Below are 17051 nucleotides of genomic sequence, written 5' to 3' on the forward strand. Positions count from 1 at the left end.
GGATCGGCGAGGCTGTGCACCTGCACGACGGCTGCCGCCGGGCTCGCCATGCTCTCCCGGGGGCCGTCCGTGCCCGCGCGGTCCGCGGACGCCGCATCGGGTACGTCGTCCGAAGCCCCGTCGAACACCTCGTGCGCCTGAAGATCGAGCCGCAGCGACACCCGTACCCCGGCATCCATCCCGGCCGCCACCTCCGCGGCCCACTCCCGGGCGCCCGGCAGCCGCTGCGGCTCCCGCGCCGCGAAGGGGGCGCCGACCGCGTGCGCCGCGGCGGGTGTGCGCGGCAGGGTGTCCACCACCGCATCGACGAAGGCTCTGACCAGGGCGAACGGCTCGGGAAGCAGGAGGGGCCTGCTGCCGGGCAGCGGTACGGCGTGCCCCTCCGCCGGCAGCGCGGCGGCGATCCCCCGCAGCTGCGTGACGTCGGCGGCGTCCAGCGGCCCGGCCCGCCACGCGTCCAGGTCGCCGCCGGTCAGGCCGGGCAGCAGCCTGCCCCGCGCGGCCAGGTGCAGGGCGTGCCGGACGGCCGCGGCCCAGCAGTCCACGGCGGGGTGCGCGGGCCCGGCGGCGGCGCGCAGCAGGAGCGCGGCGGCTTCGGCCACGGGCAGGATCAGCGCGGGGACGGTACGGGTACGGACGCCCTTGCCGTGCGGGCGCACGACGGCGATCTCCCCCGCCTCGCCGAGCCCCGCCTCGGAAAGCCCCGCCGGAAGCTTCCCCTCCGGCGCCCAGAACGCGACCCGCCCTTCCCGCGGCACCTCGGCGGGGAGGAAGACGGCGGCGCAGGAGCGTACGAGCGAAGCGATCCGCTCGGCAGACGGCGCCGTGGAAGCTGCGGTAGCGGCGTCCCCGGCGGAAGCAGGATCAGCAGCCCCGCCCGTCACCGTCACCACCTCGCTCACCCTGAGTCACCCGCACACCGTTCTCGCACGCCATTCCCGCACACCGTCGCCGCACGTCATTCGCGCACGTCATTCCCGCACGATCCCCGCACGTCATTCCCGCCCGCCAGCCTAGGCCAGCCGCACCGGAACGAAATTCAGCTGCGTCCCGGCACCCGCCTCCCCCAGGATCGGACCCATGACCACCTCTCACCGCACCGTCGTGCCCACCCTCTTCCCGCCGCCCGGATACGCCCACGCCGCCCTCGTCGAAGCGGGCACCAAGCTCGCCTTCATGGCGGGCTCCGTACCGCTGGACCCCGAGGGGAATCTCGTGGGAGAAGGCGACGTGGTGCGCCAGACTGAGCAGGTCATCGCGAACCTCGACGAGGCCCTGCGCGCGATCGGCAGCGACCTGACGCAGGTGGTGGCCAGCACGGTGTACGTGGTGAGCGACGCCCCGGGCCCGCTGGGCCAGGCCTGGGAGGTCGTCCGCGCCTCCGACCTGCTCGCGAAGGGCCCGCACACCTCCACGCTGCTCGGCACGACGTGCCTCGGCTACACCGGCCAGCTGGTGGAGATCACCGCGACGGCCGTGGTCCCGGACTGACGCGCTGGCCCACGGCCCCCTCCCCGAGTCCTTACGCCTTGGCCCTGCTCGCAAGCCCCAGCGCGTACTCCGGCCACCACTGCCCCGCCGGCGGCCCGCCCCGGCAGGTCCCGTCGGACTCGCCGGGCCGCTTGATCCACAGGTAGGCGTCGAGCGCGGCGTCACCGGTGGCGGTCGTGGGCGGGGTGCCGAGGGCGCGGCCCGGCGGGTTGCACCAAGGCTCGTCGCCGCCGGTGTAGGGGCCGTTGCCGTTGCGACTGCTGTCCACGACGAAGTGCTTGGCGCCGCCAAGGGCTCCCGCGAGCCGGTGCCCGTACGCCGAACTCTCGGCGTTGGTCCGGTAGTTGGAGACATTCAGGGCGAATCCGTCGGCCTTGGCGATCCCGGACCGGCGCAGCGGGTCGAGCAGGCGGTTCTCGTCGGGGATCCAGCCGGAGTTGCCCGCGTCGAGGTACACCTTGGTGTGCGGGCGGGCCTTGATGCGGTCGACGGCGTAGGCGAGCAGCCCGTAGCGCTCGTCCGCGTCGGCCTTCGCGCAGCCCGCGATCTTCTGCGCGACGGCGTCCGGTTCGAGGACGACGTACGCGGCACGGTCGCCGATGCCCGCGGCCAACTCGTCGATCCACCGCCGGTACGCCGCCGCGTCCGCCGCACCGCCGCCGGAGTAGGCGCCGCAGTCGCGGTGCGGGATGAAGTAGGCGACGAGCACCGGCGTGTGCCCCGCCGCGGCCGCCGCCTCGGTGGCCGTGCGGACCGCGGGGCCCGGCCCGGGGCTGTGCAGCCAGACGGCTTGGGGGCGCCCCGCGATGCGCTCGATGAGCCGGGCGTCGGCGGCCCGCCCCGCGCTCCGCCACGCGGTGGCCTGCCGGGCTGCGGGGCTGTCCGGGTCCACCCAGAAGGTGGCGCCGGGAGAGCGGGCCGGGTCGTCGTCACGCGGCACGGCCCCGGCCCCCTGTGCTCCGAGGGACGCCGCCGCCGCGCCGAGCAGCAGCGCGGCGGCCAGGAGCCTGGTCAGGGCGGGGCGGGCCAGGGCGGGGCGGGCACCGCCGGGGCGGGGGCGACCAGTTGGTCGGAAGGGTGGCTGCGGCACCGGGCGCCTCCAGTTGCTCGGCGCCGGACCGGCCCGGCGCGCTTCCCGGAGTCTGCGGCGGCCCGGCCCGCGTCAAGCCTCGTACACCGCCGATCGGGCGGCAGATCGGGGGAAGAATCACTCCGACGGCCGCCCCCGGTCTCATTCCTGCCGCCCCCAAGTGCGTTCCTTGGGCAGGGGTTTGGCATAGCCGCCGGCGCGGCTCGTGGTCAGGCCGAGCCCTACGAGCGACTCCGCGAGCTTCACCGCGGCGGCCACGCCGTCGACCACGGGCATGTCGAGTGCGGCGCCGACCTTCTCCTGGAGCCCGGTCATCCCGGCGCAGCCGAGCACCAGGACCTCGGCCCCCGCGTCGCGGGCCCGCTCGGCCGCGGCGAGGAAGGCGCGGACGGTGACCTCGCTGTCCCCGAGGTCGAGGACGCCGAGTCCGGTGCCCACGACCGCCGCGCAGTTCTGCGCGACGCCCGCCGCGTGCAGGCTGTCCTCGATCTGGCCGCGCGCCCGGCCGAGCGTGGTGACGACGCCGTACCGCCGCCCGAGGAGACAGGCCAGGTGCGCCGCTGCCTCGGTGATGTCGACGACGGGCACGTCCAGGAGCTCACGGGCGCCCTCGCGTCCGTGCTCGCCGAACCCGGCCATGACCACGGCGTCGTACGGCTCCTCGTACGCGCGCAGGGTGTCGAGGACGGCGGCCGCCGAGAGGTAGCTGTCGAGCCACCCTTCGGCGGACTCCGGTCCCCACGCGGGGGTGAGCCCGGTGATCGTGGTGCCGGGGGCTGCCGCGTCCCGCGCGCCGTGCACGATCTCCTCGGTCATCGCCCGCGTCGTGTTGCAGTTGGTGACGACGATGCGCACTAGCCCTCCACCGCGTCCGTGTCCGCGAGCGCCGCGGACGCGGTCCGCTCGGCGCGGCACAGCACCGCGTAGAGCAGTGCGGCCGTGGCCGTCCCGATGAACCAGGAGTACGGCGCGACGTAGTCGAAGAACGGCACGAGCGCGCACACCGCGGCGAATCCGGCCGTCGGCAGGAAGGCGGCGAGCGCCTTCGGGTTGACGCCCTTCTTGTAGTAGTACGGCGATCCCGGCTCGGCCTTGAAGAGCGCTTCGGCGTCGATGCGACCGCGCTTGATCCAGAAGTAGTCGACCGCGATGATCCCGAACAGCGGTCCGAGGAAGGCGCCCAGGCCGCCGAGGAAGTAGTTCACGACGGTCGGGTTGGAGTAGAGGTTCCACGGCGTGACGAGCAGGGCGGCGACCGTGGAGATGATCCCGCCGATCTTGAAGGTGATCTTCTGCGGCCAGACGTTGGCCAGGTCGTACGCCGGCGAGACGAAGTTGGCCACGATGTTCACGCCCATCGTGGCGACGGCGAAAGTGAGCGCCCCGAAGACGAGCACCCAGGTGTTGCCGATCTCGGCGACCAGTTCGGCGGGGTCGGTGATGGCCTTGCCGAAGACCTCCAGGCTGCCCGCGGTGACGACGACGGAGAGGATCACGAAGGCCGTGGAGTTGATGGGCAGGCCCCAGAAGTTGCCGCGCTTGACGGTGCGGTAGTCGGGGGCGAAGCGCGAGAAGTCGCAGAAGTTGAGCATCAGCGTGCCGTACGTGGCGAGGATGAGCCCGATGGCGCCGAACCACTGCCGCACCTGCTCACCGGTGGAGACCGGGTTCGGGGTGCTGGTGAGCGAGATGGTCCAGCCGGCCTTCCAGAGGATCCACACGGCGAGGGCGATCATCACGACCCAGATCGCGGGCCCGCAGAAGTCCTGGAACTTCCGCACGGATTCCATGCCCCTGGTCATGATCAGCCCCTGTACGAGCCAGAGGGCGACGAACGAACACCAGCCCAGCGCGTGCAGCCCGAGGAAGGAGTGCTCGGTCCAGGAGTCGAGCCCCGGGAAGGCCGCGATCAGCATGACGTTGACGGCGATGGAGGCCAGATAGGTCTGGATTCCGTACCACATGATGGCGATCACGGCCCTGATCAGGGCGGGGATGTTGGCGCCCCAGACGCCGAAGCTGATGCGGCTGACGACGGGGAACGGCACGCCGTGGCGCTGGCCGATGCGGCCCATCATGTTCATCCCGACGTAGATGAGCATGAAGCCGACGAGGAGCGAGGTGAAGATCTGCCAGACGTTGAGGCCGAGGACGAGCAGTCCGGCCGCGAAGGTGTAGTTGCCGAGGTTGTGGACGTCGGACATCCACAGGGCGAAGAGGTCGAAGACCTTCCACTTGCGTTCGGTGGTGGGGGCGAGGTCTTCGTTGGTGAGGCGGGGGTCGGGCACGAAGTCGGTCGCGGCGCCCGGGGCGGCGTCGGCGCGCTGGGTCATGGACACGGGGCCTCCTGCAAGGGGGGACGGAGGTGCGGCGCGCTTTGGTATACCAAAGTTTGGTATACCAAAGATTCCGTCATGCTCCCGCTCCCGGGGGCGCCCGGCAATGTCCGTACGGTTACGAATCGGTAAATCGATGCGGGGTTCGGCAATGATGGACTCCATGACGACCGTGGAACAGCCGCTGGCCGCCGTACGCGAACGTGTGCTCGCCGAGCTGCGGCAGGAGATCATCGCCGGACGCCTCGGGCCCGGCGACCGCCTGGTCGAACGGGAGCTCGCGGAGCGCCTCGGAGTGTCCAGGGTGCCGGTCCGCGAGGCGATCCGGGCCCTGGTCGCCGAGGGCTTCGTCACCTTCGAGACCCCGCGCAGGACCGTGGTCCGCCGCCTCACCCGCACCGACGTGACCGAACTGTTCGAGCTGCGCGAGGCGTTGGAGGTGTTCGCGGCGGGGCGTGCGGCGCAGCGGGCCACAGACGAGGGCCTCGCGGAGCTGGCCGCCCTGCTCGACAGCGCGGCGGTGGCCACGCGCACGGCGGACGCGGAGGCGATCACGGACATCAACACGCGGTTCCACGACCGCGTCCTCGCGATGGCGGGCAACGGACTTCTGACGTCCGTCATGGAGCCCGTGGACGGACGCCTGAGGTGGATGACGCGACGGAACGAGGAGTGGACGCATCTCCTCGCGGAGCACCGGGAGTTGTACGAGGCGGTGGCGTCCGGGGACGCGGAGCGCGCGCGCCGCGTGGCGCTGGCCCACGTGCGGACCAACTACCGCTCGACGGTGCGCCATCTCTTCGGCGACGAGGAACAGGACTAGCCCGAACGCCGGGCGGGCCGGGAGAGTCGGCCCGCCCGGCGCTCGATGACGGACTCGGCGCAGCCGGTGACGAAACGCCGGGCTACGAGGCCCGCAGCCCCCGCATCCGGCCGTACGCGTACACGCATCCCGCGAGCGCCAGGTCCGAGAGGAGCATGAAGCCGATCGAGTACGAGTCCTTGGCGCTGTAGATCGCGCCCATGACCAGCGGCGGGACGAAGCCGCCCAGGCCGCCCACCGCTCCCACGATGCCCGTCACGGAGCCGACCTGGGCCTGTGGTGTCACCTGCGAGACGAGCGCGAAGACGCTGCCGCTCGCCGTGCCGAGCCCGGCCGCCATCACCAGGAAGCAGATCGTGCCGCCGGGGTTCAGGCCCGGCTCGAAGGCCTGCACGATGGCGAAGACCGCGACGACGGCCAGCGCGACCGAGGTGACCGACGCCGGGTGGACGCGGTCGGAGAGCCAGCCGCCGATCGGCCGGAAGATGACCGTGACCAGCGCGAACCCGGCCGCCTTCGTGCCCGCGTCCGTCGGCGAGAGGTCGTACCAGGTCTTGAGGTACGTGGGCAGGTAGACGCCGAAGGCGACGATGCCGCCGAAGCCGATCGCGTACAGCGCGGAGAGCTCCCACGTCACCCGCAGCCGCCCCGCCTGACCGAGGCGGGTCGTGAGCGGGCTCGTCGGCACCGGACGGTCGGGGCGGTCGGTGATCAGGAGCGCCGCGAGGACCGCGTAGGCCGCGAGGGCGATCGCCACGACCAGGAACGGCAGGTTGTCGCCGTGCTTGGCGATCCGGGGCGTGAAGTAGCCGGAGAGCGCCACGCCTCCCATGCCCATGCCGAAGACCCCGAGCGCGAAGCCGCGGTGCGCGGGCGGGAACCACGAGTTGACCAGCGGGATGCCGATCGCGAACGTCGTGCCGCCGAGGCCGAGCAGGAAGCCGACCGCGAGCATCGCGACGTAGCTGCCCTTGGCCGGGATGATCAGCAGCACCGGCACGATGGTGAGCGCCGAGACCAGCGGGAACATCAGCTTGGCGCCGTAGCGGTCGGTGAGCGCGCCGACCGGGACGCGGCCGAGCGAGCCGACGATGACCGGCACGGCGACCAGCAGGGACTGCGCGAACGAGGAGAGGCCGAGCCGCTCCCCGAAGTCGCTGCCCAGCGGGGCGATCAGGTCCCATGCCCAGAAGGTGAGGGTGAAGCCGATGGTGGCGACGGCGAGATTGCGGTAGGCGGCGGCCGAGGGCCTGGCCGCCGTTGCAGTAGATGCGTTCGTTGTCATGTCAGAGCCGCTCCAAGCGCCACGAAGGCGCAGATCAGTACGAAAAGGATGGCGAGCAGCGGCCAGACGAAGCGCAAGTACTTGTCGTAGCCGACCTTGGCGAGTGCGACGCCGCCGATGGTCACGGCAGTGGTCGGCACCCACAGATTCATCCAGCCGCTCGCCGCCTGCCACGCCGTGACGACGACCGATCGGGAGACCCCGCAGAAGTCGGCCAGCGGGGCGAGGATCGGCATGGCGAGGGTCGCGTGGCCGGAGGTGGAGGGGATCAGGAAGGCGAGCGGCAGGTTCACGACGAAGACGATGACCGCGAAGAGTCCGGAGGACGTCCCCTTCACCACGCCCTCGATGGAGTGCAGGACGGTGTCCGTGACCTTCGAGTTGTTCATGATCACCGTGACGCCGCGCGCGAGCACGATCACCAGGGCGGGCGAGATGAAGTCGGCCGCGCCCTGGATGATCGTCGAGCTGAGCTTCTGCTCGCCCATCCGCGCCACGCATCCCACGAGCACGGCGGCGACGAGGAAGAGCGCCGCCAACTGGGGAAAGGACCAGCCGAGTTCGAAGCCGTACGGAGTGGCGTCCGCCTTGCCCGTCAGCGCGCTCGACCAGGGCACCACCGAGAAGATCATGAAGGCGAAGACAAGGGCGACCAGGACGAGCAGGGCCTTGTGCAGGCCCGTCAGCTCCGGCACCTCGCCCGCGTCGGCGGCGGTCTGCTCACGGTCGCCGGGCAGGAAACCGGTCAGGGAGCGTTCCGGGTTCTTCTGTACGCGCTTCGCGTAGCGGATGACATAGGCGATGGTGACCGCGGTCAGGACGACCCACATCACGAAGCGCAGCACGATGCCGTCGCCGAGCGAGATGTCCGCCGCGGAGGACGCGACTCCGGTCGCGAACGGGTTGACCGTCGAGCACAGGACGCCGATCCCGGCGCCCAGGATGATCGCGCCCACCGCGACCATCCGGTCGTAACCGAGTGCGAGCATCAGGGGCACGATGAGACCGTAGAAGCCGAGCGTCTCCTCCGCGAACCCCTCGACCGTGCCGAGGACGGCGAAAACGAGCATCACCCCCGCGATCAGCATCGCGCCGCGCTCGCGCAGCCGGTGGGCGAGGCGGCCGATGCCGCGGTCGAGGGCGCCGGTGGCGAAGACGACGGTGATGAACGCGCCGATGGCCAGCACGAAGAGGAACACGCCCGCGCTGCCGTACAGCTCACCGGCCATGTCGGGCCCGACGAGACCCGACTTCTCGTCCTGGACCCCGTACAGGCCGTTGACCGGCGCGAGGAAGAGGTCGTTGAGCCGGTCGACGAAGCTCTGGCCGGAGTCGACGCGGTGGTAGCTGCCCTCGACGGGGGCGCCCTTGTCGTTGCGGTCGTAGGCGCCGGACGGGATGAGGAAGGCGAGCAGCCAGACGGCCACGGTGACGATCGCGAGGATGGTCAGTGCGCTGGGGAAGGTGAACTTCCCTTTCGGCTGCGGCTCTTGTGTGCCGGGGTCGGTCGCGGTGGTACTCATGCGCCGCCCTTCCCGGAAGCGTCACGGCTGAAATCGGCGGCGTACTCACGCACGAAGGCGGCCATGGCGACGACCGTGTTGCGCAGCTCGGAGAAGAGGACGCGTTCGTTCGGGGCGTGCAGGTTGCACATACTGTCCTGGGCGCCGAAGAGCAGGACCTCGGCGCCGGGTGCCGCCTTCGCCAGACCGTTGACCAGGGGGATGGAACCGCCGGTCGCCACGTACGAGGCTTCCTCGCCCCAGGCCTCCTTGAGGGCGGCGCGCGCGGCGCGGTAGGCGGGGCCGCCGGTGGCCGCCTCGTAGCCGGGTCCCGTGTCGCCGGGCGTGACGGTGAGGTGGACGCCGAACGGTGTGAGCGAGCGCAGGTGACCGACCAGCTTGCCCATCGCCTCCTTCGCGTCCTGACGGGGGTGGAAGCGGAGGTTCAACTTGGCGCGCGCGTAGGGCACGACGGCCGACGCGGCGTGCTCGACGCCGGGCGCGTCCAGGCCGATCACCGTGATGGCGGGGCCGCTCCACAGGCGTTCGCCCAGGCTGCCGCTGCCGACGAGCGGCACGCCCTCGCGCACACCCGCGAGCGAGCGGAACTCGTCCTCCGTGTAGCTCGTGCCGCTCCACTCCTCGCGCCGAAGCCCGTCGACGGCCACATCTCCGTGTACGTCGTGGAGGGTGGCCAGAGCCTTGACGAGCACGAGCAGCGCGTCGGGCGCCGCACCCCCGAACTCCCCGCTGTGGCGCGGTTCGTCGAGGGTGCGCACCTCCACGACGACTTCGGAGGCGCCGCGCAGGGCGGTGGTGAGGGTGGGGGTGCCGGGGCGGAGGTTGCCGAGGTCGGCGACCACCATGGCGTCACAGGCGAAGCGCTCCGGGTCGGTGGGCGGATAGTCGTCGAAGGCGCTGCCGTACTCCTCCTGGCCCTCGATGACGACCTTGATCCCGACGGGTGGCCGGCCGCCATAGGCCCGCAGCATCCCCAGGTGCGCGATGACGTTGGACTTGTCGTCCGCGATGCCGCGGGCGCGCAGGCCGCCCTCGATCGGGGTCGGCTCGAAGGGCGGCGACTTCCACAGGCTCTCGTCGCCCGGCGGCTGGACGTCGTAGTGACCGTAGAGCAGGACCGTCGGCGCCTCGGGGGTCGGCGGCGGGATCTCCCCGTAGATCACGGGCGCGGTGTCCGGCAGGTCGAGCCGCTCGATGTTCGACACCCCCGCCCCGCGCAGCAGGTCGACCAGCAGATCGTGCGCCTCCTGCACCGGGGCCGCCGGGAAGCCGGGGAAGGCGATCGAGGGGATCGCGGCGAGCCGTACGAGGTCGGCGCGCAATGTGTCCATCAGATCGTCGACGGTGGCTTCGAGCTTCATGGGCTGCACCCCTCGGTCTCGTCCTGCTTTGCGGAGATCAGCCCGAATTATCGGACTACGAGGGGATTGGTTCCCGGACGGCTCGCCGTAGGGGCGGGGATGCCGCACTGCTGCCACACCGCGCCCGCGTGCTGCGCCGGGCATCGCGACCCCGGCCGCGAACCACCGGGCAGGCATTAAAGTCGGGGCATGGCTTCGGAGACTTCAGGCGGTGGCGGCAGCGGAAACGGGACCGGCGGCGCTCCGGCGGGCGCGAAGGCGGGCGGGGGTACGGGCTCGGGCGGGGGTACGGGCTCGGGCAGGGGTACGGGCGAAGGTGCCGGCGGGGGTTCCGTGCGGACCGACGTCTGGATCTGGTCCGTCCGCCTGGTGAAGACCCGCTCCATGGGCGCGGCGGCCTGCAAGGGCGGTCATGTGCGGGTCAACGGCGAGCGCGTGAAGCCCGCTTACGGCGTGCACGTCGGCGACGAGGTACGCCTGCGCCACGCGGACGGCCGTGAACACGTCGTCGTCGTGAAACGCCTCATCCGCAAGCGCGTCGGCGCTCCGGTGGCCGTCGAGTGCTACGTCGACAACAGCCCTCCCCCGCCGCCCCGCGAGGCCGTGGCCCCCGCGGGCGTACGCGACCGGGGAACGGGCCGCCCCACCAAACGCGACCGCCGGGAGATGGAACGACTGCGCGGCGCCGGTCAGTAACAGCGCCCCTGGCAGCTCCGGCTCCGGCTCCCGCACCCGTACCCGTACCCACAACGGCTCTGTCCCCGCATCGGGGGCTCACCCGGCACCGCCCGGTGGACCCTCGACACGGGGACGGAACTCCCGCCCGGTGCAGGGACGTTCACACCCCCCGCCGCAGGACGCGGCGGAGCAGCCCGATCAGCTCCGTCGTCTTCCCGCGCCGTGCCACGGCGATCCACGCAAGCGGCAGGATGAGGATGACAGGCGTGGCGGCGTTCTCCCCGCCGAGCGCGGTCACGGTCACGATGAACGCGCCGACCATCAGCCCGACGAGGGCCGTCGCGGCGACGGAACCGAGCAACGGAATCAGCAGCGCGATCCCGCCGAGCACCTCCAGCGTGCCGATGGCGTACATTCCCGGCTCGCCCCACCCGAGCCTCTCGAAGGCCTCGACGGCCGTGGGGTGCGCGATCACCTTCGGCATCCCGCTGGCGAGCGCGAAGAACAGGCCGAGCAACACCTGAACCGTGCGCAAAGCGATACGGACGGAGCGACGACCGGCGGGAGCGGGGGCAGTGACGGTGGTGGCGGTCACGGTGAACTCCTAGGGGAAAGCGGGCTGTTGTGCTGTCACCGTGATAGACCGCCCCGCCCCGCAGAACTCATCGCCCACCGACACACCACTTCCGCGCAACAGCACCCCACCCGCCGCCCCGCCGGGCCAACCGCGCCCCCGCCCCCGCCCCCAGCACGTCAGCGCACCGGCACCGCCCGTACCCAGATCCCGTCCTCCGTCAGGTACTTGTCGACCCTCAGTCCCGCCTCCCCCAACGCCTCCTCGAACTGCTCCTTCGTGAGCGGGCGGGAGCGGAACGTCTGTGTCCACACGGCGTCCGGGAAGACATACTCCGCGTGCACCTCGTTCACCCCGTCCCCCACCGGCTCCGCCGACACGATCCGCACGGTGTACCCGCCGGGGTCGATCCGCTCCCTCGGCAGCTTCGTGTGATAGTCCGCGCCCTCCCGCTGGATCAGCACGCAGCCCTCGTCCGTCACATGGCTCCGGCAGGCCCGCAGCATCCCGCGCCGCACCGACACATCGCCGTTGTGCACCAGGAACGAAGCCAGCATCACCACCTCGAACCGCTCGCCCAGGTCGAGCTTCTCGATGGGGCTCCGGACGGTGCGCACCCGTCCGTCGAGCGCGGAGACCTTCTCCAGCATCTCGGCGGACTCGTCCACCGCCGTGATCCGGAACCCCCGCTCGAGAAGCGGACGCGTCACCCGCCCCGCACCGCTGCCCAGCTCCAGGATGTGCGCCCCGGCCGGCACCGCACCGGCGATGACGTCCGGCTCGTCCCCGACGGACAAGCGCGCGTACAGGTCCACCGCGCAGCCGTCCGGCGTGATCGCTCCGGGGCCCGTCCCCTCGTATCCCTCACGCATCTCAGCAGTCATGCCCCGTCAACGAAGCGCTCCGGGGCCCCGTTCCCACCTCACTCCGCGGCCGCGCGGCCTACAGCGGGAACCAGCCACGCCCTCCGTACCAATGACCGCCCGCTCTGAGATGGTCCCCCACCGCCCTCTCCACCCTTGTCCGTCTCGGCAGTCCGGCCACGGGGAGGTCCCGGTCGCCGAAGACGAACGCGACGGGAGTGCCGTCGTCCGGCTCCCGCTCATCTGCCTCCACCAGGCGGAAACGCTCCTGGAAGCGGACGATGTTCGAGTCCGCCGGCAGATACCGCTTCAGCTGCGGATCGAGCAGCCAGGAGTGGCACATGGCTGTCTCATATCGCTCCTCGGGGAAGTGCCGCGCGAAGAACTCCCGTGCCAGCGTCATCGACCGGTCGCACGCCTCCGGGGACAACGGCCCCCGGAAGTCGGTGATGTGGAGGTCCAGACACGGGTCTCCGCGTCGCGCCGGATGCCCCGCCTGTGCCGCCGCGCCGCCCATCCGCTCCCCCAGCACGGACCGCTGGAATTGCAGCCTCCCCAGCTGATAGAGCTCGCCCCGGAAATGCAGGGCGTTCCAGCCCGGGTGCAGCAGTCCGGGACCGCCGCGCGCCCTGCGGTGCACCGCCATGTGCCGCCCGAGGTCCGCGAGCGTACGGCGGGAGATGTCGTCCGGGATGCCGCGGCTTCGGTGATACGCCCGTACATGGGGCAGGGCCGCCACGAAGACGTACACGTAGAAGAACGCCCCCAGCGTGCCCGTCTCCGCCGGCAAGGGAGGGTACTCGGGGCCCGCACCGACCTCCCCCATGTCCCGCACCGTCCCGGCGACGCTGCGGTCGAGCAGCCAGCGGGCCTCCGGGTCCCCCGTCAGCCGCCCGCGCAGGGCCACCATGTCGTTGATGTCCTCGTGCGGCACCGCCAGGTCGAGCAGCACGTCCGCCAGCTCGTCCGCCGGGGGCAGCACCGCCCCGGCCCGCGGCTCCCCGGTGCCCTCAGCGCCCCCGGCGCCCTCCAGATCCTTCAGCCACGCGGCGAGCCGCTCGTCCGTCCTCGCCCGGTCCCTCAGTACGTCCAGCACAGCCTTACCCCCGATCGATGCACATCTACGATCTTGGAGCCTCAGCCCCTTCCGGTCCACCACCCACGGGTGGATCCTGGAAAGCAGAGACGGGTGGAGACAGGTGGAGACGGGTGGAGACGCTGCGGTAGCGCGGGGCGGAGAGAGGTGACCTCTCATGAAGCGCACGGGCAGTGAACCGGTGACCGCACGCAGTCCGCTGCGCCTGCGTCTCTGGTTCAGCGCGTGGGGCCTGGCCTGGGCCACGTTCGGCACCATCGCCTTCGCCCTCGTGGGGCGCCCAGGCTGGGCCGTGGCCTGCGGGGTGCTCTGGCTGATCGTCACCGCCGACACGGCGGTGATCCTCCGGCACATCCGCCAGGGGCCGCACTACCAACCGGGCCGGAACATCCCTCCGTACGAGCCCCCGAACGCCGGTTAGCCCTCGCGCCCCGCGTCCCCGGAGTCGCCCGCGTCACCGGATTCGCCGTCGTCGAAGCGCGCCGCCGCCAGATACTCCGGCTGCGGGTCGAGCGCCGCGGCGAGGCGGAAGTGGCGGCGGGCCTGGTCGGGCCGCGCCGAGCGTTCGTAGGTGCGGGCCAGGGCGAAGTGGGCGAAGGCGTTGTCCGGCTCACGCTCCAGCACGATGCTGAACTCGAGCTCCGCAGCGCGCAGTTGGGCGGCGGCGAAGAAGGCACGGGCCCGCAGCAGCCGCGCCGCCGTGTTCTCGGGGTGGGCCGCGATGACCGTGTCGAGCAGCTTCACCGCGCCTCGGGGGTCCCGCGCGGCAAGGAGCTGCTCCGCCGCACGGAAGTCGATGACATGGGTCTCCGGGGTAATTTCGGGCACGCGTGACTCCTTCCCTCGCTGCACTGGGTCAACGCCCCTCACACGCGCGCCTATTCCGTGCACACGGATACCTGCCGCGTCAGGCCGACGCCCCCGGCAGGACACCCCCCGCCGGGACTCGCCCGCACCCGCCCGCCAGGCCGCCCGCACCCGCCCGCTAGGCCGCCTGTGCCCGCCGCGCGAGGTCCGCCCACACGGCGCCCACCCGCTCTTCCAGGCCCTCCAGCGGACCGTCGTTGTCGATCACGATGTCGCCGATCTCCAGCCGCTTCTCGCGCGTCGCCTGGGCAGCCATCCGCGCGCGGGCGTCCTCCTCGCGCATGCCCCGCAGGCCCACGAGGCGCTCCAGCTGCGTCCCGGGGCTCGCGTCGACGACGATCACCAGGTCGTACAGCGGCGCCAGGCCGTTCTCCGCGAGCAGCGGCACGTCGTGGACGACCACCGCGTCCGGCGAGGCCGCGCCTTCCAGTTCGGCGGAGCGGGCGCCGACCAGGGGGTGCACGATCGAGTTGAGAACGGCCAGCTTCTCCGGGTCGGTGAAGACGACCGAGCCCAGCTTCGGCCGGTCGAGGGAGCCGTCCGGTGCGAGGATCTCCCGGCCGAAAGCTTCGACGATCGCCGCCAGACCCGGGGTTCCCGGCTCCACCACCTCGCGCGCGATCTTGTCGGCGTCGATCAGGACGGCTCCGGACGCGACGAGGCGACGCGATACTTCACTCTTGCCGGCTCCGATACCGCCGGTCAGGCCCACCTTCAGCATGACCGGCAGCTTAGAGGGTGGCGCCCCGCCGATCCCGCCGGGCCACCGCCGATCCGTCCGGGCCACGCACCCGCGCCCCCGGGCGCCTAGGAGTCGCCCTCACGCTCCGCGAGGAAGCGCTCGAACTCCTGGCCGATCTCGTCGGCCGACGGGATGTCCACGGGCTCGGCGAGCATGTTGCCGCGCGCGTCGCCGCCGGCCGCCGCGTCGTACTGGTGCTCAAGTCCCTGCACGAGGGCGACCAGTTCCTCGTCGCCCTCCTGGATCTGCCGGTCGATCTCGGTCTGGGTGCGGTGCGCCTCGGTGCGCAGGCCGTGCGCGACGCTCGGCAGCACGAGACCCGTCGCGGCGGTGATCGCTTCGAGGACCGTCAGAGCGGCGTCGGGGTACGCGGAGCGGGCGATGTAGTGCGGGACGTGCGCGGCGACACCGAGCACGTCGTGGCCCGCCTCCAGGAGGCGGTACTCGACGAGCGACGCCGCGCTGCCCGGCACCTGCGCCTCGTCGAAGGGGCTGCGGTGGCCCGGCACCAGGTCGGTGCGGTTGCCGTGCGGCGTCAGACCCACGGGGCGGGTGTGCGGCACGCCCATGGGGATGCCGTGGAAGTTCACCGCGAGGCGCACGCCGAGCCGCTCCACGATCTGCTCGATCGCCGCCGAGAACCGCTCCCACTCGATGTCCGGCTCGGGTCCGGAGAGCAGCAGGAAGGGCGCACCCGTGGCGTCCTGGAGCAGCCGCACGTCGAGCGTGGGCACCTCGTAGTCGGTCCAGCGGTCGCGCCGGAAGGTGAGCAGCGGGCGACGCGCGCGGTAGTCGACGAGCCGGTCGTGGTCGAAGCGCGCGACCACCTGGCCGGGCAGGCTGTCCGTGAGCTTCTCGACGATCTGGTCGCCGGTCTCGCCCGCGTCGATGTAGCCGTCGAAGTGGTAGAGCATGACCAGTCCGGCCGACTCCTGGGCGAGCGCCATGTCTACGACAGCCAGGCCCTTCGGCTCCCATTCGTACAAACCCTGCGGATCAAGCACGGTGACCGCTCCTCGCCCTCTTCGTCGTGACTCGTACAGCAGAACGCCGACAACGACGGTGGCATTCCCTCCCCCATCTCTTCACGGCGGCTTCTTGTCAACGCCCCTGGAAAGCCGCCGAGTTCACCCGGCTTCCGGCCATACCCGTCGCAACCTGGTCCAGACCTTGACGCGGACATGACCCAGCCCTACGTTCATGTGCACACCCAGTGTTCACGTACAAGAACCGAAAGGGTCACCCCACATGCGCACCCGACGCACCCTGTTCCTCTCCGCGCTCGCCGCGACGGCCGCCACCGCGGGCCTGGCCGCCACGGCCACCGCATCGCCGGCACCGGCGGCCGCCGGAACCATCGAGGTCTCCACGGCCGCCGAGCTCAAATCCGCGCTGACCAGCGCCTCCCCCGGCGACACGATCCACCTCGCCGACGGCACGTACACCGGGAACTTCAAGACGAGTACCGCCGCGAGTTCCGGCTCCCGCATCACCCTGACCGGCTCCTCGAAGGCGGTGCTCACGGCGGGCGGCGGATACGGCCTGCACCTGAACGGCGCCTCTTACTGGACGGTCAAGGGAGTGACCGTCACGGGCGGCCAGAAGGGGATCATGATCGACTCCGCGAAGGGGGTGGTCGTGGATTCCGTCACGGTCCACGGCCTCGACATGGAAGGCGTGCACTTCCGGAAGTCGAGCAGCGGCGGCGTCATCAGGAACTCGAAGATCTACGACACCGGGAACGACGGCCGCGGCATGGGAGAGGGCGTCTACGTGGGCACGGCCAACACGCTCTCCGACAAGAGCGACGACGTACAGATCATCGGGAACACGATCGGCCCGGACGTCGGCGGCGAGGCCGTCGACATCAAGGAAGGCACCACCGGCGGCAAGGTCTCCGGCAACACCTTCGACGGCAAGGGCCTGACGGGCGCCCATTACGACGACTCGTGGATCGACGTGAAGGGCAACGACTACGTCATCGAGAACAACACCGGCAAGAACACCACGAACAACGGCTACGAGACCCACTCCCAGCAGTCCGGCTGGGGCTGCGGCACGGTGTTCCGGGGCAACAAGTCGAACCTCACCGGCTCGACGGGCGACAAACAGCTGGCGATCAACGTCACCAACTTCAGCGGCAGTTGCCGGACGACCGTCTACGCGAGCAACACGGTGACGGCAGGCAAGGGCCTGACGAACATCACGGTCACGCCGTAGCGCTCGGGTAGAGCACCCCGAAGGGGCGCGGGGAACTGCGCGCCAGGCCCCCACCGGACGGACACCCGAAAACAAAGAAGCGGGCCCGCACCTCCGAAGAGG

17 protein-coding genes and 1 pseudogene are annotated in these 17051 nt (G+C 71.4%); 5 read left to right on the forward strand and 13 right to left on the reverse strand.

Translation table 11 applies throughout. The annotated features are described in order from the left end of the window. A pseudogene (locus tag ACQKIP_RS19990) lies at nt 1-806 on the reverse strand (ATP-dependent helicase); the annotation flags it as partial. Nucleotides 807-1080: 274 nt separating this feature from the next. On the opposite strand from ACQKIP_RS19990, the gene ACQKIP_RS19995 reads away from it, so the two are divergent. Further along, a complete protein-coding gene (locus ACQKIP_RS19995) occupies nt 1081-1491 on the forward strand; it encodes a RidA family protein (protein ID WP_365853021.1) in 411 nt (136 codons plus the stop codon). Nucleotides 1492-1522: 31 nt separating this feature from the next. Here the strand turns inward: ACQKIP_RS19995 and ACQKIP_RS20000 are convergent, their stop codons facing one another. The 3 genes from ACQKIP_RS20000 to ACQKIP_RS20010 all read right to left on the reverse strand — a co-directional run bounded on the left by ACQKIP_RS20000 (nt 1523) and on the right by ACQKIP_RS20010 (nt 4914). Next, a complete protein-coding gene (locus ACQKIP_RS20000) occupies nt 1523-2581 on the reverse strand; it encodes a glycoside hydrolase family 6 protein (protein ID WP_427743613.1) in 1059 nt (352 codons plus the stop codon). A gap of 141 nt (nt 2582-2722) precedes the next feature. Continuing rightward, nucleotides 2723-3436, reverse strand: a complete 714-nt coding sequence (locus ACQKIP_RS20005; protein WP_365853019.1) for an aspartate/glutamate racemase family protein — start codon at nt 3434-3436, stop codon at nt 2723-2725. Further along, entirely contained in the window at nt 3436-4914 is a 1479-nt protein-coding gene (locus ACQKIP_RS20010; RefSeq protein ID WP_365853466.1) for an NCS1 family nucleobase:cation symporter-1, read from the reverse strand. The genes ACQKIP_RS20005 and ACQKIP_RS20010 overlap by 1 nt, the downstream gene beginning before the upstream one ends. Before the next feature lie 157 nt (nt 4915-5071). Between ACQKIP_RS20010 and ACQKIP_RS20015 the strand changes: the two genes are divergently transcribed. Beyond that, nucleotides 5072-5740, forward strand: a complete 669-nt coding sequence (locus ACQKIP_RS20015) for a GntR family transcriptional regulator (protein ID WP_365853017.1) — start codon at nt 5072-5074, stop codon at nt 5738-5740. 82 nt (nt 5741-5822) lie between these two features. Here ACQKIP_RS20015 and ACQKIP_RS20020 read toward each other — a convergent pair whose 3' ends face one another. From ACQKIP_RS20020 to ACQKIP_RS20030, 3 genes are read right to left on the reverse strand one after another with little or no spacing between them, the layout of a single operon-like run. Then, nucleotides 5823-7025, reverse strand: coding sequence for an MFS transporter (locus ACQKIP_RS20020; protein WP_365853015.1), 1203 nt, complete (start codon nt 7023-7025; stop codon nt 5823-5825). Beyond that, nucleotides 7022-8548, reverse strand: coding sequence for a YfcC family protein (locus tag ACQKIP_RS20025; RefSeq protein WP_427743615.1), 1527 nt, complete (start codon nt 8546-8548; stop codon nt 7022-7024). The genes ACQKIP_RS20020 and ACQKIP_RS20025 overlap by 4 nt, the downstream gene beginning before the upstream one ends. Further along, on the reverse strand, nt 8545-9909 hold the full coding sequence (locus ACQKIP_RS20030) for a M20/M25/M40 family metallo-hydrolase (protein WP_365853012.1): 1365 nt from the start codon (nt 9907-9909) through the stop codon (nt 8545-8547). The genes ACQKIP_RS20025 and ACQKIP_RS20030 overlap by 4 nt, the downstream gene beginning before the upstream one ends. A 189-nt stretch (nt 9910-10098) precedes the next feature. Between ACQKIP_RS20030 and ACQKIP_RS20035 the strand changes: the two genes are divergently transcribed. After that, a complete protein-coding gene (locus ACQKIP_RS20035) occupies nt 10099-10605 on the forward strand; it encodes an RNA-binding S4 domain-containing protein (protein WP_365853010.1) in 507 nt (168 codons plus the stop codon). 142 nt (nt 10606-10747) lie between these two features. Here the strand turns inward: ACQKIP_RS20035 and ACQKIP_RS20040 are convergent, their stop codons facing one another. The 3 genes from ACQKIP_RS20040 to ACQKIP_RS20050 form a co-directional block, all read right to left on the reverse strand. Continuing rightward, nucleotides 10748-11182, reverse strand: coding sequence for a DoxX family protein (locus ACQKIP_RS20040; protein WP_365853008.1), 435 nt, complete (start codon nt 11180-11182; stop codon nt 10748-10750). Nucleotides 11183-11340: 158 nt separating this feature from the next. Continuing rightward, nucleotides 11341-12033 carry a class I SAM-dependent methyltransferase gene (locus ACQKIP_RS20045; RefSeq protein WP_365853464.1) on the reverse strand — a complete coding sequence of 231 codons (693 nt, stop codon included), beginning with the start codon at nt 12031-12033 and terminating at the stop codon, nt 11341-11343. 70 nt (nt 12034-12103) lie between these two features. After that, a complete protein-coding gene (locus ACQKIP_RS20050; protein WP_365853462.1) occupies nt 12104-13006 on the reverse strand; it encodes an acyltransferase domain-containing protein in 903 nt (300 codons plus the stop codon). A gap of 271 nt (nt 13007-13277) precedes the next feature. Here ACQKIP_RS20050 and ACQKIP_RS20055 point away from each other — a divergent pair, with 271 nt between their 5' ends. Beyond that, nucleotides 13278-13541, forward strand: a complete 264-nt coding sequence (locus ACQKIP_RS20055; RefSeq protein ID WP_365853006.1) for a DUF6343 family protein — start codon at nt 13278-13280, stop codon at nt 13539-13541. On the opposite strand, the gene ACQKIP_RS20060 is transcribed toward ACQKIP_RS20055, so the two are convergent. The 3 genes from ACQKIP_RS20060 to ACQKIP_RS20070 form a co-directional block, all read right to left on the reverse strand. Continuing rightward, the gene (locus ACQKIP_RS20060; RefSeq protein ID WP_365853004.1) at nt 13538-13948 is read right to left on the reverse strand and encodes a tetratricopeptide repeat protein; all 411 of its coding nucleotides are present in this window, start codon (nt 13946-13948) and stop codon (nt 13538-13540) included. The two genes, ACQKIP_RS20055 and ACQKIP_RS20060, sit on opposite strands and share 4 nt — an antisense overlap. A 157-nt stretch (nt 13949-14105) precedes the next feature. Continuing rightward, nucleotides 14106-14708 (reverse strand): dephospho-CoA kinase, encoded by a 603-nt coding sequence (gene coaE / locus ACQKIP_RS20065; protein ID WP_365853002.1) that lies wholly within the window; start codon nt 14706-14708, stop codon nt 14106-14108. 86 nt (nt 14709-14794) lie between these two features. Next, the gene (locus ACQKIP_RS20070) at nt 14795-15733 is read right to left on the reverse strand and encodes a PAC2 family protein (RefSeq protein ID WP_365853000.1); all 939 of its coding nucleotides are present in this window, start codon (nt 15731-15733) and stop codon (nt 14795-14797) included. Between the two features lie 244 nt (nt 15734-15977). Between ACQKIP_RS20070 and ACQKIP_RS20075 the strand changes: the two genes are divergently transcribed. After that, nucleotides 15978-16949 (forward strand): right-handed parallel beta-helix repeat-containing protein, encoded by a 972-nt coding sequence (locus tag ACQKIP_RS20075; RefSeq protein ID WP_365852998.1) that lies wholly within the window; start codon nt 15978-15980, stop codon nt 16947-16949. Nucleotides 16950-17051 lie beyond the last annotated feature (102 nt).

The sequence above is a fragment of the Streptomyces sp. NPDC059900 genome (genome assembly GCF_050270335.1).
Classification (GTDB): domain Bacteria; phylum Actinomycetota; class Actinomycetes; order Streptomycetales; family Streptomycetaceae; genus Streptomyces.

What these genes read in the sequence shown, in the direction of transcription:
- ACQKIP_RS19995 (WP_365853021.1), top strand. Translation starts at nt 1,081, where the DNA reads ATGACCACCTCTCACCGCACCGTCGTGCCCACCCTCTTCCCGCCGCCC.
- ACQKIP_RS20010 (WP_365853466.1), bottom strand. Translation starts at nt 4,914, where the DNA reads ATGACCCAGCGCGCCGACGCCGCCCCGGGCGCCGCGACCGACTTCGTG.
- ACQKIP_RS20015 (WP_365853017.1), top strand. Translation starts at nt 5,072, where the DNA reads ATGGACTCCATGACGACCGTGGAACAGCCGCTGGCCGCCGTACGCGAA.
- ACQKIP_RS20020 (WP_365853015.1), bottom strand. Translation starts at nt 7,025, where the DNA reads ATGACAACGAACGCATCTACTGCAACGGCGGCCAGGCCCTCGGCCGCC.
- ACQKIP_RS20025 (WP_427743615.1), bottom strand. Translation starts at nt 8,548, where the DNA reads ATGAGTACCACCGCGACCGACCCCGGCACACAAGAGCCGCAGCCGAAA.
- ACQKIP_RS20030 (WP_365853012.1), bottom strand. Translation starts at nt 9,909, where the DNA reads ATGAAGCTCGAAGCCACCGTCGACGATCTGATGGACACATTGCGCGCC.
- ACQKIP_RS20035 (WP_365853010.1), top strand. Translation starts at nt 10,099, where the DNA reads ATGGCTTCGGAGACTTCAGGCGGTGGCGGCAGCGGAAACGGGACCGGC.
- ACQKIP_RS20045 (WP_365853464.1), bottom strand. Translation starts at nt 12,033, where the DNA reads ATGCGTGAGGGATACGAGGGGACGGGCCCCGGAGCGATCACGCCGGAC.
- ACQKIP_RS20055 (WP_365853006.1), top strand. Translation starts at nt 13,278, where the DNA reads ATGAAGCGCACGGGCAGTGAACCGGTGACCGCACGCAGTCCGCTGCGC.
- coaE (WP_365853002.1), bottom strand. Translation starts at nt 14,708, where the DNA reads ATGCTGAAGGTGGGCCTGACCGGCGGTATCGGAGCCGGCAAGAGTGAA.
- ACQKIP_RS20075 (WP_365852998.1), top strand. Translation starts at nt 15,978, where the DNA reads ATGCGCACCCGACGCACCCTGTTCCTCTCCGCGCTCGCCGCGACGGCC.